The organism is Vibrio owensii (assembly GCF_002021755.1).
In the GTDB taxonomy this organism is placed as follows: Bacteria; Pseudomonadota; Gammaproteobacteria; order Enterobacterales; family Vibrionaceae; genus Vibrio; species Vibrio owensii.
On record NZ_CP019959.1, the window covers coordinates 363,833 to 387,265 of the forward strand.

At 45.7% G+C, this 23,433-nt stretch carries 17 protein-coding genes; 10 read left to right on the plus strand and 7 right to left on the minus strand.

What is annotated here, in order from left to right; genetic code table 11:
* Positions 1-37: 37 nt before the first annotated feature.
* Complete coding sequence (locus A9237_RS01615; RefSeq protein ID WP_078607379.1) at positions 38-2,392, minus strand: helicase-related protein; 2,355 nt, start codon at positions 2,390-2,392, stop codon at positions 38-40.
* A 237-nt stretch (positions 2,393-2,629) separates the two neighbouring features.
* Here A9237_RS01615 and A9237_RS01620 point away from each other — a divergent pair, with 237 nt between their 5' ends.
* The 3 genes from A9237_RS01620 (at position 2,630) to A9237_RS01630 (ending at position 6,848) form a co-directional block, all read left to right on the plus strand.
* Entirely contained in the window at positions 2,630-4,318 is a 1,689-nt protein-coding gene (locus A9237_RS01620; RefSeq protein WP_009705856.1) for an NAD-dependent malic enzyme, read from the plus strand.
* 166 nt (positions 4,319-4,484) lie between these two features.
* On the plus strand, positions 4,485-5,231 hold the full coding sequence (locus A9237_RS01625; RefSeq protein WP_005443283.1) for a SanA/YdcF family protein: 747 nt from the start codon (positions 4,485-4,487) through the stop codon (positions 5,229-5,231).
* 246 nt (positions 5,232-5,477) lie between these two features.
* Positions 5,478-6,848: an SLC13 family permease gene (locus A9237_RS01630; RefSeq protein WP_078607381.1), complete on the plus strand. Its 1,371-nt coding sequence runs from the start codon at positions 5,478-5,480 to the stop codon at positions 6,846-6,848.
* A gap of 257 nt (positions 6,849-7,105) precedes the next feature.
* Here A9237_RS01630 and A9237_RS01635 read toward each other — a convergent pair whose 3' ends face one another.
* A complete protein-coding gene (locus tag A9237_RS01635) occupies positions 7,106-8,443 on the minus strand; it encodes a GGDEF domain-containing protein (protein ID WP_005443285.1) in 1,338 nt (445 codons plus the stop codon).
* A 341-nt stretch (positions 8,444-8,784) separates the two neighbouring features.
* On the opposite strand from A9237_RS01635, the gene A9237_RS01640 reads away from it, so the two are divergent.
* Positions 8,785-9,609, plus strand: coding sequence for a DUF2797 domain-containing protein (locus A9237_RS01640; protein ID WP_078607383.1), 825 nt, complete (start codon positions 8,785-8,787; stop codon positions 9,607-9,609).
* 79 nt (positions 9,610-9,688) lie between these two features.
* On the opposite strand, the gene A9237_RS01645 is transcribed toward A9237_RS01640, so the two are convergent.
* Positions 9,689-10,924, minus strand: coding sequence for a cysteine desulfurase-like protein (locus tag A9237_RS01645; RefSeq protein WP_078607385.1), 1,236 nt, complete (start codon positions 10,922-10,924; stop codon positions 9,689-9,691).
* Entirely contained in the window at positions 10,908-11,564 is a 657-nt protein-coding gene (locus A9237_RS01650; RefSeq protein WP_009705852.1) for a 2OG-Fe dioxygenase family protein, read from the minus strand. Before A9237_RS01650 ends, A9237_RS01645 begins: the two co-directional genes overlap by 17 nt.
* A 371-nt stretch (positions 11,565-11,935) precedes the next feature.
* Between A9237_RS01650 and trxB the strand changes: the two genes are divergently transcribed.
* The 3 genes from trxB (at position 11,936) to cydC (ending at position 16,503) form a co-directional block, all read left to right on the plus strand.
* Positions 11,936-12,895 carry a thioredoxin-disulfide reductase gene (gene trxB, locus A9237_RS01655; protein ID WP_009705851.1) on the plus strand — a complete coding sequence of 320 codons (960 nt, stop codon included), beginning with the start codon at positions 11,936-11,938 and terminating at the stop codon, positions 12,893-12,895.
* Between the two features lie 103 nt (positions 12,896-12,998).
* Complete coding sequence (cydD, locus tag A9237_RS01660) at positions 12,999-14,786, plus strand: heme ABC transporter permease/ATP-binding protein CydD (RefSeq protein ID WP_078607387.1); 1,788 nt, start codon at positions 12,999-13,001, stop codon at positions 14,784-14,786.
* Complete coding sequence (gene cydC, locus A9237_RS01665; RefSeq protein ID WP_078607389.1) at positions 14,779-16,503, plus strand: heme ABC transporter ATP-binding protein/permease CydC; 1,725 nt, start codon at positions 14,779-14,781, stop codon at positions 16,501-16,503. Before cydD ends, cydC begins: the two co-directional genes overlap by 8 nt.
* Positions 16,504-16,590: 87 nt before the next feature.
* Here the strand turns inward: cydC and A9237_RS01670 are convergent, their stop codons facing one another.
* Entirely contained in the window at positions 16,591-17,922 is a 1,332-nt protein-coding gene (locus A9237_RS01670) for a D-serine ammonia-lyase (RefSeq protein WP_078607391.1), read from the minus strand.
* A gap of 15 nt (positions 17,923-17,937) precedes the next feature.
* Complete coding sequence (dsdX, locus tag A9237_RS01675) at positions 17,938-19,227, minus strand: D-serine transporter DsdX (RefSeq protein ID WP_009698114.1); 1,290 nt, start codon at positions 19,225-19,227, stop codon at positions 17,938-17,940.
* Positions 19,228-19,483: 256 nt separating this feature from the next.
* Here dsdX and dsdC point away from each other — a divergent pair, with 256 nt between their 5' ends.
* Positions 19,484-20,425 (plus strand): DNA-binding transcriptional regulator DsdC, encoded by a 942-nt coding sequence (gene dsdC / locus A9237_RS01680; protein ID WP_078608694.1) that lies wholly within the window; start codon positions 19,484-19,486, stop codon positions 20,423-20,425.
* Positions 20,426-20,428: 3 nt separating this feature from the next.
* On the opposite strand, the gene A9237_RS01685 is transcribed toward dsdC, so the two are convergent.
* Positions 20,429-21,232 carry an EAL domain-containing protein gene (locus A9237_RS01685; RefSeq protein ID WP_078607393.1) on the minus strand — a complete coding sequence of 268 codons (804 nt, stop codon included), beginning with the start codon at positions 21,230-21,232 and terminating at the stop codon, positions 20,429-20,431.
* Positions 21,233-21,393: 161 nt separating this feature from the next.
* Here A9237_RS01685 and A9237_RS01690 point away from each other — a divergent pair, with 161 nt between their 5' ends.
* Positions 21,394-22,314 (plus strand): helix-turn-helix domain-containing protein, encoded by a 921-nt coding sequence (locus tag A9237_RS01690; RefSeq protein WP_041055410.1) that lies wholly within the window; start codon positions 21,394-21,396, stop codon positions 22,312-22,314.
* A 166-nt stretch (positions 22,315-22,480) separates the two neighbouring features.
* Entirely contained in the window at positions 22,481-23,416 is a 936-nt protein-coding gene (locus A9237_RS01695) for a helix-turn-helix domain-containing protein (RefSeq protein ID WP_020194884.1), read from the plus strand.
* The last annotated feature ends 17 nt before the right edge of the window (positions 23,417-23,433 follow it).

Below are 23,433 nucleotides of genomic sequence, written 5' to 3' on the forward strand. Positions count from 1 at the left end.
GGATTAAAGCAATTATCGTTCCGGCTTATAAATATCCTTATTTTACATCAAGTACACGACTGGCTTTTTTGTACTGCACTTTCCAACCAGCCCAGCGAGGTAGCTCCCAACGTTTCGGGTCACCTTTTCGGCTGCCTTCGGTGTAAATGACATGAACCAGTTTACGAGACACAAAGTACTCCACATCGAGTTTCAGTTCCGCCAAGATCAACTTTAACGGGAACTGCTCAGCAAAGTCTTGATATTCCCAGTCTGGAATACCTTCGAATGGGATGTCATCAGCTTCAAACAGCTCGATATCTTCCACACTTTCTACGCCAAGCGTTTCCAGCTGCTCGACTAACCAAGTAGCGAAAGATAAACCGTCAAGTTCCTTTTTTTCAATAGACTCAGGATTTAACCCAAGCGCGTTATAGATCTTCCAGTGCTGAATTTGCTGTTTTCTCAATGGAGCAAAACCCGGTAATAGCGTTTCGCCTTCAATCATCTCAACAATAGATTGGACGGCAACTCCGCCTTCAAGCGCTTGATATTCGGTACAAATGGTTCGTCCTGCATAGATCAAATGCATGGTCGCGCGTGGGGCTTCTTCCTCATAATTGGTTTCGCCTTGTTGCCACTCACCAAGCTCTAATTCTCGCAGCAGATTGAGGGAAACAGGTAGCATTACGGAGGCAAGATTGAGCGTCTGTTTTACACCTCGTCCGGGTACGCTGTGGCTATCTAGCACCAAAGCGGCTTCACTTTTTTCCGGAAAACGGCTATTACGCCCAACCATCATTTCCATCAAACCATTGCCTAGCGCGTCACGACGTCGTTCTCGGCGCACAAATACGAGCTCTGGATGTAACGTGGCAATGGCTTTGGTCAATTCATCACGTTTGTATCGCGATGCGACTTCAAGCTCAGGCAATTCAAACACTTCTCGCATTTGCTTTGCTAAACCTTGCGCTTCCTCAAGCACGCTTGCGTCGAGATTAATGCCGGGAAGTTGTTCCCCTCGCACCAAGCGAATCATCAGCGAGGCATCGCAGCCAAATGGTTCTTCTTGTGCTAATGCTTCGACCGATTCCCCACCTTGCAATTGATACAACTGAGCGGGCACAGAAAGCGCTGCCGCTAAGTCGATCATTGCTTCTCTTTCTGATTTGGTTTGGATGCGAGTCACTAAGTCCGCAAATAAGGCATCAATTGGTAGTGGGTAAACTTTTTTACCGTGCTCGGTGATGTCACCTTGCTCGTCTATCGCTTCCATCCTTTGCAGGGTTTGGAGTGCTGAGTTAAGTGACTTTTCAGGTACAGAATCGAGGAAGGCAAGTTCGGAAAGTCTGTATCCACAACAAGCCGCAGCGAGCATTGGTTCTACGAGTTCTTCACGATGCAATTCAGGCGGCGTCACCAGCTCCAACGGTGCATGCTCACCAAACAAGCGAATACACGCCCCTTCAGCAACACGGCCTGCTCGACCCATTCGCTGCGCCGCGCTGGATTTGGAGATGTTGGTTAACGTCAGGGCTGTCCGTCCATTTCGTTGCACGGTTCTGCGTTCCAAACCACTATCGATGACCACGCGGATGTTTGGAATGGTCAGAGAGGTTTCTGCAACGTTGGTTGCCAACACCACTTTACGTTGCTTTTGTACCGTCAACGCACGATGGCGCTCTTCATCACTCACCGATGCATGCAGCTTCACGACCATCACATCATCAATACTTTGCAGCATTTGCGCGCATTGAGTGATCTCTTTTCGACCCGGTAAGAAAACGAGAATATCGCCCTCTTCATCTTCGAGTGCTTCTTTTACTGTGCGCACAACATCATTCTCACAACCTTTCTTGTTCGGCAAATAACGGCTGTCCATTGAGCGATGAGTCACGGTGACAGGGAAACAACGACCTTCTGATCGCAGGCGCTTGGCATCCAGATAGCTCGCCAGTTTTTCGCCTTCTAAAGTGGCTGACGTGACAATCAGACGGTGCTGTTTTTCTTGCTTTAAAATCGCGGTAAGGAGATCAATGTCCCAGCGGCGTTCATGAAATTCGTCCACCATCACGATATCGAAGCTAGCCAGTTTGTCTTCCGCGAACCAACGCAGCGCAACACCGGGCGTCACGAACACGACTTTAGTATTTTCATCATAGTGAGCGTGAAGCTTTATCGCGTAACCAACCTGTTTTCCTAAAGGTTGACCAGATTGCTCGGCAAGAAATTCAGCTAATGACGTACAAGCGATTCGGCGTGGTTCAATCACCAATACTCGACCGTGATTGGCAGCCCAAAGTGGCAATCGCGTGGATTTACCTGAGCCGGTTTCGGCCTCAACCACCAAATGATGGTGATTCACGAGTTGGTCAAATTCCGCTTGTAAGCTATCGATAGGTAATTGAGACATAAAAGATAAGAACGTGATAATGGATTGCGAGGCATTATACCTGAGTGAGAAATTCCTGCTTTAGGAATCGTTTCTGGCCATTTAATGACAGTATTAATGTTTCAGTGACGATATTTTCGTCGGGAATTGGATTTTTTTGCGACATTACGTTGATGTGCATCAACGAATGTTTACAACTAAATAGTGAACCCGTTAGAATTTTGCACGCATCCTTCAACCCTACATTTAAGGCACCCAATGAACAACGACAAGCGCCCACTCTATATCCCATATGCGGGTCCGGCTCTTTTAGCGACCCCTCTTTTGAACAAGGGCAGTGCGTTCTCCGGAGAAGAACGTAGTTCATTCAACTTGGAAGGTCTTCTACCAGAGACGACCGAAACCATCCAAGAGCAAGTAGAGCGTGCGTACCAACAGTACAAAAGCTTTGAAAGTGACATGGACAAGCACATTTACCTGCGCAACATCCAAGATACGAACGAAACGCTATTCTACCGCCTAGTTCAAAACCACATTTCTGAGATGATGCCGATCATCTACACACCAACCGTTGGTGCAGCGTGTGAGAACTTCTCAAACATCTACCGTCGTGGCCGTGGTCTGTTCATCTCTTACCCGAACCGTGACCGTATCGATGACCTGCTAAACAACGCAGCAAACCACAACGTTAAAGTTATCGTGGTCACTGATGGCGAACGTATCTTGGGCTTGGGTGACCAAGGTATCGGCGGCATGGGTATTCCAATCGGTAAGCTTTCTCTGTACACAGCGTGTGGCGGTATCAGCCCAGCTTACACACTACCAATCGTACTTGATGTGGGTACCAACAACCCGCAACGTCTTGCAGACCCAATGTACATGGGTTGGCGTCACCCTCGTATCACTGGTCCTGATTACGATGCGTTTGTTGAAGAGTTTATCCAAGCAGTACAACGCCGTTGGCCAGATGCCCTGATCCAGTTCGAAGACTTTGCACAGAAAAACGCAATGCCACTTCTAGAGCGCTACAAAGATCGCATCTGTTGTTTCAACGATGACATTCAAGGTACGGCGGCAGTTACAGTAGGTTCTCTACTGGCAGCATGTAAAGCGGCAGGTACTAAGCTGTCTGATCAACGTATTACTTTCTTGGGTGCTGGTTCTGCTGGTTGTGGTATTGCTGAAGCGATCATCGCGCAAATGGTATCGGAAGGAATCTCTGATAAGAAAGCACGTTCGCAAGTTTACATGGTTGACCGTTGGGGTCTGTTGCAAGAAGGCATGCCTAACCTTCTTGATTTCCAACAGCGCTTGGTTCAGAAGTTCGACAACACGAAGAAGTGGGAAAATGAAGGAAATGGCTTCTCACTTCTTGATGTGATGCACAATGCGAAGCCAACCGTGCTAATTGGTGTATCTGGTGCCCCTGGTCTCTTCAGTGAAGAAGTGATCAAAGAGATGCACAAGCACTGCGCGCGCCCGATTGTGTTCCCACTTTCGAACCCAACAAGCCGCGTAGAAGCGACACCAAATGACATCATTCGTTGGACAAACGGTGAAGCGTTAGTTGCGACAGGTAGCCCATTTGAGCCAGTGGTTCATGAAGGCAACACTTACCCTATCGCGCAATGTAACAACAGCTACATCTTCCCTGGTATTGGTTTAGGTGTACTTGCGGTAAATGCGAAGCGCGTAACAGACGAAATGTTGATGGAATCAAGCCGCGCATTGGCGACATGCTCACCATTAGCGATCAACGGTAACGGTGCTCTGCTTCCACCACTAGAAGAAATTCATTTGGTATCGAAGAAGATTGCATTCGCTGTTGCGAAGAAAGCGATTGAGCAAGGTGTCGCGCTAGAAATCACTGATGAAGCGCTAAATGACGCAATTGACCAAGCATTCTGGCAACCGGTTTACCGTCGTTACAAACGCACAGCATTCTAAGCTTTAAGACGTTTTGTATAATTATTAGCCCTCGCACTCCGAGGGCTTTTGTTTTTTATGCTCTTTTTTCTCATCCTAACCATATTTTGGCATAAATGGGCTTCTCTCTTTTCATTTCTATCAGATATGATGAGGGATACACATTGAAATAAGGACATCGAACGTTTTGCTGTTTTCTCGCATAAAGTCAAAGTGGAAGCTCAAGTTCTCATGGAAGCGTCTGGCTTTGGTTTTGTCGATCTCTTTACTCGGTCTTTTCGTCACGATTATTGCCATTGACCGTTGGGTCGTGCTCCAAGCACAAGAAGAAATCTTTACCGACTACGAGCAAGTGCCTAAGCATGAAGTCGCGGTCGTTCTCGGCACCAGTAAATACATTGGGAAGATCCTCAATACTTACTACACCCACAGAATCAACGCCGCTATCGAACTGTACAAACAAGGAAAAGTGAAGCAGTTTTTGTTGAGTGGAGACAACGCACATCGCTCTTACAATGAACCTTGGACGATGAAACGTGATCTACTCAAAGCGGGCGTGCCAGAAGAAGTTATTCATCTGGACTATGCGGGATTCCGAACTCTGGACTCAATCGTTCGTGCCAAAAAGATATTCGCCTCTGAGCGTTTTTTGATTGTCACTCAACGATTCCATTGTGAACGCGCGCTGTTTATTGCTGACGCTTACAATATTGATGCGCAGTGTTTGGCCGTAGCTGGGCCAACTGCAAGCAAGCAGAAGATCAACATGCGAACGCGTGAACTTATGGCTCGTGTGAAAGCGTTTTTGGACTTGTACATCATGAATACGCAACCGCGCTTCCTTGGCCCTCAAGAGCCAATCGTTGCGGTCGAAGATACAGTGGAAGAAAAGCAAGAAATCATCGAAAACGAACGTAACATTCCGGTTCATTAAGTCGGCCAAAGTGTTGCTGCTTTCAATATTCTCGCTCTGCATTACACACCGGTAACAATTCATTAAAAGTAAATGGGTAGCTTTCTACCCATTTCCAATTCCCAACCTCACACTTTCTTATTCTGCCGTCGATTCAGGCAAAACACCCTTTCGCATCCGAAGTAACATTTAATCAATAAATAACTACAAGTCAGTTACTTTGCCATAAAAAACCAACACTAAGGCAATGCAAAAGGAGCACAACCCATGACCGCACTCGCTGTGACACTGAAGAATTGGTTCTTCACACGCAACAGCATGATATTGACGTCTAATGTCCTGCTGTTCGCTATTTTGTTCAACACCCTACCGTTTGAGCCTCAAGTCGTAACCGGCTTATGTATTTTGATTTTCGTTGCCGTACTTTGGTTAACGGAAGCCATTCACGTAAGCATCACTGCCCTACTAATCCCGCTACTCGCGGTATTCTTGGGCATATTCAATACTCAAGCAGCACTAAACAACTTCTCTAACTCGATCATTTTCTTGTTCTTGGGTGGTTTCGCATTGGCTGCAGCTCTACACAAGCAAAAGCTTGACCAAGCGATCGCAGACAAAGTACTACTGATTGCACGCGGTAAGATGTCTGTCGCGGTCTTCATGCTGTTTGGTGTGAGCGCAGGTCTATCAATGTGGATCTCAAACACCGCAACGACAGCGATGATGTTGCCATTGGTTCTTGGCGTAATGACCAAACTAGACGCGAAGAAGAGCCACAGCACTTACCTGTTTGTATTACTTGGTATTGCTTACAGTGCGTCGATTGGCGGTATCGCAACGCTAGTAGGTAGCCCACCGAATGCTATCGCAGCTGCAGAAGTCGGTTTGAACTTTACAGAGTGGATGGAACTGGGTTTACCAATTTCTTTGATTCTCATGCCTATCGCGATCTTGGTACTTTACACCATGACAAAGCCAGATTTAAGCCACACGTTCGAACTTGACCACCAACCAGTTGAGTGGACAAACGGCAAGAAGATCACCTTAGCGATTTTCCTATTAACAGTGACATTCTGGATTTTCAGCAAACCAATTAACGCCATGCTGGGCGGCTTCGCGAAGTTCGATACTTTGGTGGCGATTGGTGCGATTCTATTACTTGGAGCATCTCGCGCAGTAGAGTGGAAAGACATTGAAAAAACAACTGACTGGGGTGTTTTGATCCTGTTTGGTGGCGGTATCTGTCTAAGTAACGTACTAAAAGCGACAGGCACAAGTGTCTTCTTGGCTAACGGTCTAGCTGGTTTCCTTGAGCAAGCTGGTGTCCTACTTACGATTCTATCTGTGGTTGCGTTTGTTGTTTTCCTAACAGAGTTTGCAAGTAACACCGCAAGTGCGGCGTTATTGGTGCCAGTATTTGCCACCATTGCAGAAGCGCTTGGTCTATCGCCAGTCATTTTATCAGCACTGATTGCTGTAGCAGCATCTTGTGCCTTCATGCTGCCAGTAGCAACGCCACCTAACGCGATTGTATTTGCGACGGGCCATATCAAACAGAAAGAGATGATGCGAATCGGTATGGTACTGAACGTTGCATGTATCGGCGCGCTGACTCTATTCGCTTGGTTGTTCTGGTAAACATTGCTCAAATAAAAAAGAGCTGCGCCCAAACGCAGCTCTCTTATCAAAACTAGCACTACAACTGCTGTTCTCGGTAATCAAATTGAATACCTAACTACTACCCCCTAGTCATGTTCAGCAGTTTCCCTTTTGGTGGTCGGTCGGCCACCTTTTTTCTTTTCCACGCCAATGGTGAGCGCGGCACTTAGGAAGCTTGAGTTATGAAGCTCAGGTTATGAAACCTTAGTTATGAAGTCTTAGCTATGAAGCCTCAGTTAAGAAGCGATATCCGACTTCTTCTGCATGCCGTAATTCACTTCTATTCGGTTTCGACCATTCCGCTTAGCCAAATACAACACTTCATCTGCACGAGCCATGGTCTCAGAGACTCGTTCGTTTTGCATTTGAGCGACACCAATACTGCACGTTAGCGATTCACCATGAACCCAGAGGTGTTTTTCAACGTTCTGGCGCACGACTTCGGCTTTCTTCACGGCTTGCTCAATATCGGTATTTGGGCAGAACACGACGAACTCTTCCCCACCCCAGCGAACCAAACGATCATCTGGTTGGATAGAGCTAGCGATCACCATGACAAACTCCCGCAGAATATCGTCACCCATTTGATGACCATACTTGTCATTTACACGTTTGAATTTATCCAAGTCCATGTAAAGGATAGAGAAGGAATCATGCCCCCAACGAACTTGTCGAGCCTGTTGCTCCAACCAGTTCTGTACCGCATGTCGGTTCATTGCTCCAGTTAGCGCATCGCGATGTGCCAGTTCTGCAAATTCATAGTTCTGGGCACGCAGTGTACTGTTCACTTTTTCTAAATGGCGATGACGCTTGCGTGCTTTGTTATACGCGATTTTGTTCTTGCGCATTTCATGCAGTGAGAAAGCCAAGCCAAGTGCCATCCAAGAGAACAACAACGCGAACAATAGTGTGGATTGCTGAACATACGCACCTTCAAACTCTATCTTGTCGATAACGATCTTATGTTTACCGAGTGCCGCCCCCGCTCCGGTAGCCAAATCAATACGAGTAATATTGGCAAACTCAGGCGCAGAGTGCTCAATCGCAACATCGTTGTCATTCAACCACCACGTCATTACTTGGAGGTTTTCTATTGGTATCTCGATAACTTCGCTAAAGTCTGAAGGGGAAAACTGCATGCCATTATATTTGATGGTGTATTCGTCATTCGGATCTGAATAGGCCGAATTGAAGTTACGCAGGTAAAGGCGCAAGTTTTTGCTTGGGCTTTGCCCCTCTCCCGCTGTTTCATAACGAATTTTAAGACGAACGGTATGGTAACTGGAAAGATCCAAACCTTTAGTCGCTTGCTTCACATCGGTGTAAACGGAGATACCGCAATAAGGCCACGCGTACTTACTTTCTTTTAGGTCACAGTTGAGAACCAAACTGTGGTTTTGATAAGTAATGTCAGATTCACTCAGACCACCAGCAATGGCATCGCTTGTGACATGAATATTAAATTGATCCGGCGTGACTTCTAGCTTACGGGTATCACCAAGCAAACTGTATAACGCCACTAAACTGATGGTGCATATCGATAATGCAAAAATTAATCTGTGTATCCACTTCATCGTGACTAACCTAGTTACTGACTATCGTTCTGTTTATATTAAGCAAATGTACTGAAAGTTATTTCACATTTCAAATAAAGTTATTTATCAAGTTAAAAAGTGATTTTTGACTCACATTCTCACTCTCGATACATATTACTCATTTAAGAAGCGTGATCTTGCTTCAGGTATGTAGGATTTTTCTCACTTGAGCATTTGTGCGAAGCATCTCACGTCAATCAACATCGCCTTGATTAAAAAGACACCAAAGAGAACACAAAACCACAGACTTGTTTGCTTACCTCTGCATATCGAGACCGCTTCGGTATATACTGTGCAAAAACACAATAATGAGTAATGTCATGTCAATAATTGCTACAGGCACGCTAAACAAAATGCGTGCTTCTCTGGATGGTGCAGTAAGCTACCGTCTGCCTGTGGGTGACGAAGAAGTGGATTTGAGCCCATTTCTTGGTAAAACCCTCACCCTAACTCACACTGGCAACATCTACTGTTGTTCTTGCGGTAAGAAAACCAAGAAGAGCTACTCTCAAGGCCACTGCTTTGTATGTATGAAGAAGTTGGCGAGTTGCGACATGTGCATCATGAAGCCAGAAACTTGTCACCACGAACAAGGCACCTGTCGCGAACCACAATGGGGTGAAGAGAACTGCATGGTGGACCACTTCGTTTACCTATCTAACACGTCAAGTTTGAAAGTGGGCATCACGCGTCATACCCAAATTCCAACGCGTTGGATAGACCAAGGTGCGACACAAGGTCTTCCTATCTTCAAAGTAAAGACTCGTCATATCTCTGGCTTGGTTGAAATCGAATTAGCGAAACATATTGCTGATAAGACAAACTGGCGAACGCTGCTGAAAGGCGATGGCGACCCAATTGAACTGCAAGATCGCTTTGCAGAACTACTGCCATTAGTGGAAGACAAAATCGCTGAAATTAAACAACAGTATGGTGATGACGCAATTGAAGTGTTAAGTGAAAACATCACTTCTCTAAGCTACCCTGTTCAGCAGCATCCAACTAAAATCACCTCACACAACTTCGATAAAAACCCAGTTGTAACGGGTACATTGCAAGGCATTAAAGGCCAATACCTGATCTTTGATACTGGCGTGATCAACGTGCGTAAGTTCACCTCTTACGAAGTTGAAGTGAGCGAATAAGTTCTCGGTTAGTTGGACAAAAGAAACGAAAAAGCTCGAGCCAAGTGCTCGAGCTTTTAGTTTGTGGCGTCTTCGATTCTTACGCGTCGAGGATGTTTTCTAACACATCAAACAACATATCGATTTCTGCCGTCGTGTTGTAGTGCATACAACCGATGCGCACCACGCCGCCCGACTCTTCTAGGCCTAACTGACGAACGAGTCCTAGCGCATAGAAGTGTCCATTCCAGACACAGATATTGTGCTCGCCCAACGTCTTCGCGATGAACTCTGGAGCGTATTTATCAAAAGTGAGCGCGAAAGTTGGCGTTCTCAGTTGATTGCTTTCATTGTTAATACCAAACAAGTTCACGCCGTCCAGCGCCCCTAAACGCTGCAAGAAATGCTCGCTCAATTGCTGCTCATGTTGGCTGTATAACGCATAGCTTTGCTCTAGACGCTGACGAAGTGATGCTTCTTCATCACCAAACTGGGCTAGGTATTCAACCGCAGCTGTGACGCCTGCCAAGCCTTCAAAGCTCTGTGTTCCGGTTTCGAAGCGTCCCGGTCCAATGTTGGTTGCAGGTTCAACTTTGTAGGGCTTAACACTGTGTAACCACTGGTCTGCTACGTACGCAATTCCTACATGTGGTCCAAAAAACTTGTACGCTGAACACGCCAAGAAATCACATCCTAATGCTTGCACATCGACTAAATGGTGCGGCGCGTAATGAACGGCATCCACATAAACTTGAGCGCCGATACTGTGTGCCATTTTGACCACTTGGTGCATATCGACGATCGAACCTGTAGTGTTCGATGCGTAAGTCACCGCCACTAAACGCGTTTTCTCATTCAACAAGCTCTGAAGATGCGCAAGATCTAGCGTGCAATCTTCTTCATTAATTCTGACTTGGTGAACCACAGCGCCTTTGTCTTCTGCTGCTTGTTGCCAACTCGATACGTTAGAGTAATGGTCTAGGGCTGAAACAATGATCTCATCGCCCTCTTTCCAATCTCGACTAATAGCGCGACTTAGCTGGAATGTCAGCGAGGTCATATTCGCGCCAAACACGATATTGCCAGAGGACGGGGCGTTTAGCAGAGCTTGTGCCGATTCGCGAGCCGATTGCATTACATCAACCGTCGCTTGGCTTGAGAAATAATGCCCGCCGAGGTTCGAATTGAATCGTCCAAGGTAACTCACCATGCTATCGAGTACCGACTGCGGCACTTGTGACCCACCTGGTCCATCAAAAAAGGTCACTGGGCGATCATTGTGGTATTGCGCCAGTGCGGGGAATTGTTCTCGGATCTGATTAAGATTGAAGTTCATTTCGTTTGTCCGTCGCTGTCAGTACAAATACATCCATATGACCTTCTTGGTCATTAATCACTGAGCGAATTGGCACCGCGTTGTGCCATAGTTTGCTGTCTGCCAGCATTGCCACTTCGCCATTTTCCAATACTTTACGGAAAAAAGGCGCTTGGTTGTGGCTGCTGTAAAGCATGATGTCGCCACCCATGATGTTGTGACGCCCTACGCCTACTAGCGCGATGTGGTCAAAACCATCTTGGTGTACCCCTTCCGGTGCAACTTGGGTTTCATCGTAAATCGCGGTAATTCGAATTTGATGGATCTCGATTTCCTGACCGTCTGGTAAGTGGTTTGCGTTAACGAACAACTCACACATTTCACGGAAACCTTCACTGGAAAGAATCCCTTTTTCAATCGGCTCAAACTGGCGAATCACATCACCTTGGAAACGGTTGATATCAGAAGATTGTACAAAGCTGTTTTTGTTTAAATCGACCACCTGACCGTTTTCAAACCCAACCACGGAGTAACGACGAAGACGATATTGACCGTCGGCGTGTTCCGTACGAGGTAGACCTTCGAAGGAAGGAGAAAGTTGCTCAATCGCTGCCATGCTGAGCTGAGTTAGATGTAGGGTGTTCTCTCGTGAATGTAACATCATTGGCTCCTTTAATGAGGCACATTTAGCTTGTTTGAATTAACATTTAATTTACATCTTAGGATACGCAAATATTCTGCAATTACCAGAATTTGACGTTGATAGCTTCAACAAAAAAGAAAAAACGACACTTAGCACTGCAATTAATATCAACAGCAGTTTAAACATTCAGAATGGAGCTTGCGCAGTATTTGAAACTAGAACTCTCTACTATAAACAGAATTTTATTCTAGTCTGGAACGCCTCTCCATAAACATCAGCAAGTTCTAACCTATAACCAATAATTCGATCCGCTCCTTTCGTTTATGCTTTTAAAGCACTAAGAATTTCCATACAATCGGGAGAAATGTTCAGCCCTCTATGGAGCCATAATGAGCGACGTAAAACACTGTAAATTATTAATTCTTGGTTCTGGCCCAGCAGGTTACACCGCAGCAGTATACGCAGCGCGTGCTAACTTAAACCCTGTGCTAGTAACGGGAATGCAGCAAGGTGGTCAGCTAACGACCACAACTGAAGTAGAAAACTGGCCTGGTGATGCAGAAGGTCTTACTGGCCCAGGTTTGATGGAACGCATGAAAGAGCACGCAGAACGATTCGAAACAGAAATCGTGTTCGATCACATCAACGAAGTGGATCTGTCTCAACGTCCATTCCGTCTGAAAGGTGACTCTGGTGAGTACACTTGTGATGCGTTGATCATCTCTACTGGCGCATCAGCGAAATACCTAGGTCTTGAATCTGAAGAAGCATTTAAAGGCCGCGGCGTTTCAGCTTGTGCAACTTGTGATGGTTTCTTCTACCGCAATCAGAAAGTAGCGGTTGTGGGCGGTGGTAACACTGCTGTTGAAGAAGCGCTTTACCTATCAAACATTGCATCAGAAGTGCATCTAATCCACCGCCGTGATTCATTCCGCGCTGAGAAGATCCTTGTAAAACGTCTGATGGATAAAGTTGAAAGCGGCAATATCGTTCTTCACACTGACCGTACTCTAGATGAAGTGCTAGGCGACGACATGGGTGTAACAGGTGTTCGCATTAAAGACGTGAACAGCGGTGCGACAGAAGATATCGATGTCATGGGTGCATTCATCGCAATCGGTCACCAACCAAACACGCAAATCTTCGAAGGCCAAGTCGATATGAAAGATGGTTACATCCTCGTTCAATCTGGTCTTGAAGGTAACGCAACGCAAACCAGCATCGAAGGTGTGTTTGCTGCAGGCGACGTGATGGATCATAACTACCGTCAAGCAATCACCTCTGCAGGTACTGGCTGTATGGCAGCTTTAGATGCAGAACGCTTCTTAGACGCACTTACTGACAAATAACTTTTCACATTTGTGTCATATCCTTAAAGCCCAGCGGTATTCCCGCTGGGTTTTCTTTTGTATACTACCGCCTCATTAAAACAATTATCATTAAGCCTTCACGATGGATAAGAAAAAGCAAAGCAGCTTGAATAAGTGGCTTAAGCAACAGAGTAAGTTGGCCAAGCGCTGGCTGATGGTTGCGATAGGCCTAGGCGTACTATCAAGCGTGTTTTTATTGGCTCAAGCAGCCCTGCTCGCCTCCATTCTCCACCAACTCATTATTGAACAAGTCGATAAATCCGAGCTCGTTTGGTACTTCGTCGGACTTGGTGTCACTGTTATCGGTCGCGCAGCTTGTACTTGGGGACGCGAAATCGCTGGATATCGTTGCGGCGAACAGATCCGCGTTTACATCCGCCAACTGATTCTCGATAAAGTTCACCAACTTGGTCCTGCTTATATCAAAGGCAAGCCAGCAGGTAGCTGGGCAACGTTGATTCTAGAGCAAGTAGAAGACATGCAAGACTTCTTCTCTCGCTACCTTCCGCAAATGTCGTTGTCTGTTTTGGTGCCTTTCATCATCCTAGTAGTGGTTTTTCCAATTAACTGGGCAGCCGGTTTAATTTTCCTGATTACTGCACCATTAGTTCCAATGTTTATGGCATTGGTGGGTATGAAAGCCGCTGACGCAAACCGTAAGAACTTCAAAGCGCTGCAACGTTTATCTGGTCACTTTTATGACCGTTTGCAAGCAATGACAACCATCCGTTTGTTCGACCGTACTCAATCAGAAACCGAGACGTTAAAAGGTGCATCTGAAGTTTTCCGTACTCGCACTATGGATGTATTGAAGATTGCATTCCTATCTTCAGCGGTTCTTGAGTTCTTCACTTCTATCTCAATTGCGATTACGGCAGTTTACTTTGGCTTTAGCTATATCGGAGAGCTCAACTTCGGTTACTACGGCACAGGTGTAACACTGTTCGCAGGCCTGTTTATTCTGATCCTTGCGCCTGAGTTTTATCAGCCATTGCGTGACCTTGGTACCTTCTACCATGCCAAGCAACAAGCAGTTGGCGCAGCAGAAAGCATTGTTGAATTTCTAGAGCTAGATGTAGACCAAGTAAAAGACGGCAACAAGGCTGTAGAGCAAAACGCAGCGATTCATATCGAAGCTCAAGACCTTGTTATCTTCAGCCCCGAAGGTAAACAACTTGCTGGGCCCTTATCCTTCTCGCTAGAAGCGAATCAAAGCACCGCACTGGTTGGCCCAAGTGGTGCAGGTAAAACCAGCTTAGTAAATACCATCCTTGGTTTTATGCCATACAAAGGCAGCTTAAAGATTAACGGCTGTGAACTTTCCGAGTTGGATTTGGCGACATGGCGCGAAACCATCAGCTGGATTGGTCAAAACCCAATGCTTTTGCACGGCAGCATTCGTGACAACGTCACTCTAGGTAAGCAAGATATTCAAGACCAGCAAATCCACTCTGTACTGAGTGACTCCCACGCTGCAGAATTTGTTGAAATGCACGGTCTGGATTACCAAATCTCTGATCGCTCTGGCGGTTTGTCTGTTGGTCAGGCACAGCGTCTTGCTCTTGCTCGTGCGATGTTACAAAACGGCCGTTTCTGGCTACTTGATGAACCAACTGCAAGTTTGGATGCTCGAAGCGAGAAATTGGTTATGGAAGGCATCGGTAAATACACCGAATCCACCACTAACTTGGTGATCACCCACCAACTCGCGCCGCTGCAGAATGTCTCCCAGATTCTGGTTATGCAAGAGGGTCAAATCGTTCAACGTGGCGATTACGCAACGTTGGCATCGCAAGATGGTTTATTTAAAGAAATGTTGGCTGCCAACCTAGCTCAACGTGAATCAGACAAGGGGAACTTAGATGCGTGATTTACTCCCTTATCTAAAACTGTATAAAAAGCACTGGTTTGGTTTGTCACTCGGCATGCTTCTGGCGTTTCTGACGTTGGCTGCTTCTATTGGCCTACTCACCTTATCCGGTTGGTTTATCTCTGCGGCTGCCGTCGCGGGTTTGACTATTGCTCGTGAAACCTTCAACTACATGCTTCCGGGCGCCGGCGTTCGTGGCGCTGCGATGGCACGTACTGCGGGTCGTTGGGGCGAGCGTGTAGTTAGCCACAATGCAACATTCAAACTACTGACGGATCTGCGTATCTTCTTCTTCAAGAAGCTTGCGCCGCTGATCCCTGGTCGCGTTTCAACTCTGCGTGATGCTGATCTGCTAAACCGCCTAGTGGCAGACGTAGACGCGATGGATCACGTGTACTTGCGTCTTGTTAGCCCTGTGATTGTTGGCATCTTCGGTATCTTATCGCTAACTGCAGTACTTGCCTTCTTTGACTGGCACCTTGCGCTACTGCTTGGCGGTATCCTAACGGTAATGCTGTTGGTGTGGCCGGTATTGTTCTACAAACTAGGCAAACATAACGGCGAACACCTGACTCAAAACAAAGCACAACTGCGTGTAGCAACACTGGACTGGCTACAAGGTTACAGCGAACTAAGCCTGTTTGGTGCAGAAGAGCGTTACCGTAACGTGATTCTAGAAAAGCAAAAACAGCTGCTATCCAACCAGTTTGTTAACGCAAACCTCACTGGTATGGCATCTGGCTTGTTGATGCTCGCTAACGGCTTAACCCTTGTTGCAATGCTTTGGTTTGCTGCGGATGGTGTCGGCGGTCGTGCTCCAGATCCTTGGATTGCACTGTTCGCATTTGCAACCATGGCAAGCTTTGAAATTCTGATGCCAATTGCTGGTGCCTTCCAATACCTAGGTCAAACATTGACGTCCGCACGTCGATTAAACGAAATCACGCTAGCTGAACCAGACGTTGTCTTCCCAGAAACATCGAAGCGTGAAGGCGATAAACCGTTAAATATTGAGTTCGACAAGGTTGATTTCACTTACCCTGATGGCCAGCAAAAAGTACTGAAAGACCTAACACTGTCACTGCCACTGGGCTCAAAAACGGCGATTGTTGGTCAAACTGGTTCAGGTAAATCGACGCTTATTCAATTGCTGTGTCGCTACTGGGATGTAAACCAAGGTCAAGTGAGCATTGGTGGTGCGCCTCTGCAAGATTGGAGCGAATCCGATTTGCGCGCTGCGATCACAGTAGTTAGTCAACGTGTGGATGTGCTTAATGGCACACTGCGTGACAACCTATTGCTTGCGGCTCCAGAAGCAACGGATGAACAGTTGGCTGATATTCTGACTAAAGTAGACTTGGCGAATCTGTTAGACGAACCAGGACTGGATGCTTGGCTAGGTGACGGCGGTCGTCAACTGTCTGGTGGTGAGAAGCGTCGCATCGGTATTGCTCGCGCGCTATTGCGTGACGCTCCTATCCTGCTGCTTGATGAACCAACTGAGGGTCTAGACAAGCGCACTGAACAAACAGTGATGGAACTGTTCAAGCAACACTTCACCAATAAAACGGTCGTATTCATTACTCACCGTTTGATTGAGCTGGAAAGCATGGATAACATCTGTTTGATGGAACAAGGCGAGATCATCGAACAAGGTAACCACCAAGCACTGCTTGCAGAAAAAGGTCGTTACCACCAGCTATTACAATCTCTGTAATACTGGGATTCAAATAGACAAAGGGCTCATCAATTGATGAGCCCTTTTCTTTTGCTCTCGCTGTTCCCATAACAAGTGCAAAATTCGTTAACGACCTGACTTGGCCAGATAAGCCGACATTTCCTCTTCCGGTACCATACCGCCACCGGTCGCCCAAACTAAGTGAGTCGCGTTGCTTAACATCTCTTCAGTAAACTGCATTCTCTCTTGGTAATCCCTATCGTTAGAAACATGCACCGCACCAATCATGCCCGCTAACGCTGATGGTTCTAAACGAATATCTTCCAGCTCACTTAACTCGCCTAGATGGTGATACATGCGCTCATCCGTCATGGTGTAGTAACCATCAAGCAGTCTTTCCATCGCTCGGCCAACAAAACCAGACGCACGACCTACCGCTAAACCGTCAGCTGCAGTGATGTTATCAATACCAAGATCTTGTACTGCAATACCATCATGCAAACCAGTGTGCACGCCAAGCAGCATACACGGAGAGTGTGTCGGCTCCGCGAAGATACAATGCACATCGTCACCAAAAGCCATCTTCAAGCCGAACGCCACGCCGCCAGGACCACCGCCCACCCCACAAGGTAGGTAAACAAACAGAGGGTGGTTCGAATCAACGACAATACCCATCTCATCAAACTGTTGCTTTAAGCGTTCACCTGCAACGGAATAACCTAAGAACAAGGTTTGAGAGTTTTCATCATCAATGAAGAAGCAAGTTGGATCTTTTTCCGCTTCTTTGCGTCCCTGCTCTACAGCAACACCGTAATCTTGCTCGTACTCCACCACGTTTACGCCGTGAGAACGCAGTTTGTTTTTCTTCCACTCTCTCGCATCTGCCGACATATGAACCGATACAGAGAAGCCGAGTTTTGCACTCATGATGCCGATAGACATGCCCAGATTTCCGGTAGAACCTACGGCAATGCTGTATTGCTGAAAGAACTGACGAAGCTCTTCACTCGCCAATTTGCTGTAATCATCACTTTCACTCAGAAGCCCAGCTTGAATCGCCAACTTCTCTGCATGTGTTAACACTTCATAGATGCCACCACGCGCCTTTATTGATCCTGAGATGGGCAAATGGCTGTCTTTTTTAAGCATCAAACGCCCAAGGATTTGAGTATCGTATTGCGTTTCCAAACACGACTTCATCTTGTCGATATCGACCACGCTTGATTCAATGATTCCATTAGAGGCCGCCGTTTCAGGGAAAGCTTTTATTAAGTAAGGAGCAAAGCGTTTTAGTCGTTCACTCGCGTCTTTGATGTTGGCAGCACCTAAGCCAACGTACGGTAGACCTTCTTCAAGTGTGGTGATATTTGGGTTGAACCAAACCACCTCTTCTAACCCAATGAGTCGCTCAACCAAAGGGAATTCTGCTACTAGTGCGTTTACGTTATGCGTAGTCATTATTGTTTACCTTTATTAGATCATGTACGACAGAAGGAATGTGCCTGCTAATGCAACAAAAGAGGCAATGAATGTCGCTGTCGTGTAGTACTTGAAGATTTCTGTCATCGTGGCTCCGCAATATTGCTTCACCAACCAAAAGAGCGAATCGGTCACTATCGTACAACCAATTGCGCCAGAGCCTATAGCCAGAGTAATGATTTCTGGACTTACGTTCGGATAAAGTGGGAGTAATGGAGCCACAATTGCCGTCGCGCCCATCATGGCAACGGTGGCAGAGCCCACTGCCGCATGCAGAATAATCGCGACAAGCCATGCAAGAAGGATCGGATGCATATCGAGATTAGAAAGTAACTGTGCCAATACATCCGCCAAACCACTGCCCTTTAATACGCCGTTGAATGCACCACCAGCGCCAATAATCAGCAAGATGTTGGCAATCGAAGAAAATGCACCTTCCGTTTTCTCAAGCAGTACACTCATGCCCATGTTCTGCTTAATACCTAACATGTAATAAGCAACAAAAGCGGCGATAAACATTGCTGTAATTGGGTTACCGATAAACTCCAAAGTGGTGTACAGCGCACTGCCATGTTCCATATTGAGTTCTGCCGCCGTTTTTAACAGCATCAGCGCAATAGGTAACATCACGGTGAATAGCGTCGCCCCCAAAGATGGTAATTGTGATTCATCTTTCACTTCTAATGAGGTGAACTCTTCAGGTACGGTTTTGAAAGGTAGACGAGCACCCATCATCTTCAAGAACAACGGACCGCCAACTAAAGACGCAACCAAACCTATGAGTAAGCCATAGAAAATCACAGAACCGATATCAGCACCAAGCTCATTGGTCACAAACAATGCGGCAGGGTGTGGAGGAACAATACAGTGCACTGCCATCAAGGCGGTACAAAGCGGAATGGCGAGATTTAAAAGTGAGGTATTGGTTTTTTTCGCAATCGAAAAAGCCAGTGGAATTAACAGCACTACTCCAACTTCCACGAATAGAGTAATTCCGCAAACAAGGCCGATTAACACCATAATGACTTCAGGTGATAGCCAGCGAATCTTTTGTAGGGTAAGCCCAATTCGCTCAGCCGCCCCAGACACTTCCATCATCTTGCCAAGTATGGTGCCTAAACCAATCACGACAGCAAGAAAACCAAGAGTGCCGCCAATGCCACTTTCGATAGCACTGACCATCTCTAAAGGTTGCATGCCCATCATCCCACCAACGTAAAAACTGGCGAGTAACAGCGCTAAAAAAGGATGGAGTTTAAACTTAACGATCGCAAAAACGATCATTAAGATACTCGTTATGAGGGTAGTAATGACCCAAAGGTTGGATTCCATGTTCAGACCTATGTTGTTGTTTTAATTGACTGCAATTAAACGAGGAATCCATAGCCCTGACAAACGATCAAAACTCACCTTTAGATGAAGTAAACTTAAACAAAAGCGTGATTTATACGACGTTTAGTGAATTTTTCGACCAATAGGTGAATCCAACTATAACAACGCCGTTATTATGTGTTCTATCAAGTTCGACTCAATAACGCACATGTACACCAGAGATAATATTTTCGCCAAGAACCAACGCATCAATAGTTTTCAACTTTCCAAGCTTCATACTTTTGAAGTGGCAGCACGACACTGTTCATTTTCTCTTGCAGCAGAAGAACTCTCCATGACGCCCAGCGCCATCTCTCACCGTATCAACAAGCTAGAAGAAGAACTTGGCATTGCCTTGTTTACCCGCTCTCACCGAAAAATCACGCTCACCGAAGAAGGAGAACGTATTTATCTCGCCTTGAACAGAACGCTCAACGAGTTAAACCAAGAGGTCATGGAAGTCAGAAATGGCGAAGTCTCCGGAGAGCTGACGATTTACTCCCGCCCTTCTTTTGCACAATGTTGGCTTGTGCCTAGATTGTACCTATTTAAGCAAAAGCACCCTTCCATCGAGCTGAATATTCTTACTGGCAATGAGAACGTCAATTTCCAAGGTTATGGCATCGATGCCGCGATCTATTTCGATGAGCAAATGCCAGAAAAGTTGTGGTCGAAAGAATTGATGAGCGAAGAGATAATCCCGGTCTGTACTCAAACATATGCAGAACAATTTAACCTATTTGAAAAGCCAGCGAATTTGGTAAACGCCACCCTACTTCACGACAACCAAGCATGGGATTACAACTCCCATCACGATGAATGGACACTGTGGGCAAAGCAAAATGGCATAACAGACATTGACGCTATTCCAAGCATTTCATTCGACCGATCCGATTTAGCCGTCAGTGCTGCTATGCACAATGCGGGGGTTGCTATCGGTCGATTATCGCTGGTGGAAAAACGACTTAAATCCGGCGAACTGATCACCCCTTTTAGAAACCAAACTCTGCAATGCAAACAGAAATATTATGTCGTTACGGCTAACGAAAAACATTCTCGAAAGCTTGAGCTTTTTATTGCGTGGCTAAATCAACAAGTTGGAAACATCTGACCTTTAAGCCCACAACGCTGTGGGCGCTGAACCGCCCGGTTTATGCTCACATAATTTAGGGCAAAAATCGGCTACCACAGTTGGTCTATGAAGGTAATAACCCTGCGCATAGCTCACATCCAAACTTTGCATGAAGTTCAGTTCATCGGATGTTTCAATCCCTTCGGCAACCAAATCAAATTTGTATTGGTGCTTCCAAGACGCCAAACGTTGCCAGAACTTCTCATATTGAATGCCTTGCCTTCTGAGTAAGCTTCGATCGAGCTTCACCACATCTGGCGATACGTACCGAATGATGGATTCATTTTTATGATTGTCTCGACCAAAATCGTCCAGCGCAATTTTCACTCCCAAGTTTTGGCACAACTGTAGGTTGATCTTAAACATCAACTTATCGCACATCTCTGTTGGATACTGCGTCTGCTCTGTCAGCTCAAGCCATAACGTGCTTCCCATACGCTTACACGCATTCAATAAGGGCAACACATCGGCAAAAAAAGACAGACTGGAAAGGTAAGAAGGTGGAATATTTACAGAAATGAAGCCAATCGATTCAGGAAGCTCATCCAAACACGTTGAAAGCTTTTTGAATAATCGTTTAGTAAAAAAATTGGCGTACCCTTCTTCCTCGATACAACGGAAAGATTTTTCGATACATCTTGGCGTATTCCATCGCGTCAGCACTTCAGCACCAATTTTGTGGCCGTGCTGCAATCCATAGATTGGTTGAAAGATGGGATAGAAAGCGCCTTTACGAATATCCGCAAAGACCGTTTTACATTCATCCTCCCTCGTTGAATTTTTCATGGGTCTTACCGTTAACAATAGATCTCTAATATAAAGATTAAGGGAACGTAATACACAATAGTAGGCATCGAAAAATGGGTTTGCTTGAGCTTTGCTATGCGACTCCTATAATGACAGAGCAATCAATAACCTATTACAGAACAAAAAATGCGAGGAAATTGATGTTCGGGGAATACTTAAAACAACTCAGGGAAGAGATTGGACTGACACAAAAAGAACTCGCGACCAAACTGAACCTCGCGAGCACAGATTTCGCCTCGATTGACCCAGTAACGATTAGCCGCTGGGAAAGAGGAACGACGGCTCCAACGACGGTAAAAGCCATCAGGATCCTGAGAGTACTCACCACCGACTTAATGCCCTTTCTCATCACGCTGCCATCTGAGTCAGGAAAAGGCATATTCGAAGAGATTGTTGAATATCGATTTAAGTCGCCTTGGGCAACATTAATGAGCAGCTCTTATGACACACAATCGAAATGCAATGCGATTACGGAAAGTCAGCTGTTAGAAAGCGATCAGGATGATTACCTAACTAGCCTAAAACACTTTTTCAATAGTTTGTCGCTCGATAACAAAGCGCTATTCGATATCGATTTGTACCAATATCAGCTAGATAACAAAATGGTCGCTCGCAAATACACGGATGAAGAAAGTAAAGAAATTCTGGGCCATAGTATCTCGTTTTTATTTGATGCTAACGAATTACATCAGTATTTCTCATCGCCATTTTATCCAGTGCCATTGCAGCAAGCTCGCCCTTATTCCACCAGCCGAGCCATGGCGGTTTGTACCATCTCGCGTTATTCGTCGATTGAATCTGTATTTTGGCAAAACAGTGCATTTGGTGCGAAATACGTTGCCTCACACGCTAACATTCATGATATGTACTTTTATGCTGTTGACCACTGGTCAGTCAATTATATGAATAGCTTAGATGCAGAGAAAATTGCTTTTGATACACCCGATGAAAACGGCATTGTAAAAATTGGCAATCAATCTTTTAAACGCTGCTTATACCGAGTTGATAGCGCTATCTGGTTATCCAGACCAGAGATAATTGAGCTTCTAAAACGCGAATAATTATTAATAAGTGTCACTTCTTTCTTATATAGATGAACAGGATATAACCAAATCCAGACATATTATTGACATGATTGAACGCGACACTGCCTAGCATAAAAATAGTTTCTACAATTAATGTAGGCACGTGTAAGAAACACGATTCAAGTTATTATGAGGGCAATGTATGTTCGGGGATTACCTGAAACAACTTAGGATCGAGGGAAATCTTACGCAAAAGGAACTTGCGGTAAAACTTAACTTAGCAGACCCAGAGTTCGCCTCTATCGACTCTGTAACGGTCAGTCGTTGGGAACGCAATACTACCGCACCAAATCCGGTTAAAGCGGTTAAAGTACTCAGAACTCTTACCAACGATCTAAGGCCCTACCTTCTCTCCATCGAGATTGATGAGGATAAGACTCAGATTAATCACTATCTGAAAGAGCGTTACCATTCTCCTAAAGATGTCTTGATGAATACTTCGTATCAATCAAACCAAGAGGTTGAAGCATGTAATGTGCTTGAGGCACCACTGTTTGAATCCAGAGGGGAAAAATACGAAGCGGGTTTGAAGAACTTCTTGAGTGGAATTGGCATTGAGCACGACACCTTGTTTGACGTCGACCTGTACCAATATCAGCAAGATCATAAGATTTACGGCAAGAAGTATCTCGATAAGCTATCTGGACGATTGCTGGGGCATTCGCTGTCTTTCTTCTTCCATGCCGACGATTTAGAAGACTATTATTGTTCGCCGTTTCTTAAGATCCCGATAAAAAAGACCAAAGCCTATTCAAGCAACAAAAAGATGGCAATCTGTACGTTAACCCATTTTTGCTCTGATGAGCCTACCTTTTGGATTGACCATCAAACCGGTATTGACTACCTCGCGACTCACGCAAATGTTCAAGACCTTTACTACTATGCCATCGATAAACTCACGGCAGACTATATGATTGGGATCGGCGCCGAAAAAGTGGCTTTCGACGCACCGAGCGAACAAGGCATCGTCAAAATCGGTGCAGAAAAGTACATGCGCTGTTTACTTAAACTCGACAGTGCGATTTGGCTGACACGCCCTGAGTTGCTTCTCCTTCTCAAAAAACAATATCCTCAATAATCAACTACCCTAGTGTA

Excerpts from the sequence above, each read along its gene's own strand:
- A9237_RS01635 (WP_005443285.1), bottom strand. The coding sequence starts at position 8,443 with ATGAAGTGGATACACAGATTAATTTTTGCATTATCGATATGCACCATC.
- dsdX (WP_009698114.1), bottom strand. The coding sequence starts at position 19,227 with ATGATCGTTTTTGCGATCGTTAAGTTTAAACTCCATCCTTTTTTAGCG.
- cydC (WP_078607389.1), top strand. The coding sequence starts at position 14,779 with ATGCGTGATTTACTCCCTTATCTAAAACTGTATAAAAAGCACTGGTTT.
- cydD (WP_078607387.1), top strand. The coding sequence starts at position 12,999 with ATGGATAAGAAAAAGCAAAGCAGCTTGAATAAGTGGCTTAAGCAACAG.
- trxB (WP_009705851.1), top strand. The coding sequence starts at position 11,936 with ATGAGCGACGTAAAACACTGTAAATTATTAATTCTTGGTTCTGGCCCA.
- A9237_RS01685 (WP_078607393.1), bottom strand. The coding sequence starts at position 21,232 with ATGAAAAATTCAACGAGGGAGGATGAATGTAAAACGGTCTTTGCGGAT.
- A9237_RS01650 (WP_009705852.1), bottom strand. The coding sequence starts at position 11,564 with ATGTTACATTCACGAGAGAACACCCTACATCTAACTCAGCTCAGCATG.
- A9237_RS01670 (WP_078607391.1), bottom strand. The coding sequence starts at position 17,922 with ATGACTACGCATAACGTAAACGCACTAGTAGCAGAATTCCCTTTGGTT.
- dsdC (WP_078608694.1), top strand. The coding sequence starts at position 19,484 with ATGTACACCAGAGATAATATTTTCGCCAAGAACCAACGCATCAATAGT.
- A9237_RS01690 (WP_041055410.1), top strand. The coding sequence starts at position 21,394 with ATGTTCGGGGAATACTTAAAACAACTCAGGGAAGAGATTGGACTGACA.
- A9237_RS01630 (WP_078607381.1), top strand. The coding sequence starts at position 5,478 with ATGACCGCACTCGCTGTGACACTGAAGAATTGGTTCTTCACACGCAAC.
- A9237_RS01640 (WP_078607383.1), top strand. The coding sequence starts at position 8,785 with ATGTCAATAATTGCTACAGGCACGCTAAACAAAATGCGTGCTTCTCTG.
- A9237_RS01695 (WP_020194884.1), top strand. The coding sequence starts at position 22,481 with ATGTTCGGGGATTACCTGAAACAACTTAGGATCGAGGGAAATCTTACG.
- A9237_RS01615 (WP_078607379.1), bottom strand. The coding sequence starts at position 2,392 with ATGTCTCAATTACCTATCGATAGCTTACAAGCGGAATTTGACCAACTC.
- A9237_RS01645 (WP_078607385.1), bottom strand. The coding sequence starts at position 10,924 with ATGAACTTCAATCTTAATCAGATCCGAGAACAATTCCCCGCACTGGCG.
- A9237_RS01620 (WP_009705856.1), top strand. The coding sequence starts at position 2,630 with ATGAACAACGACAAGCGCCCACTCTATATCCCATATGCGGGTCCGGCT.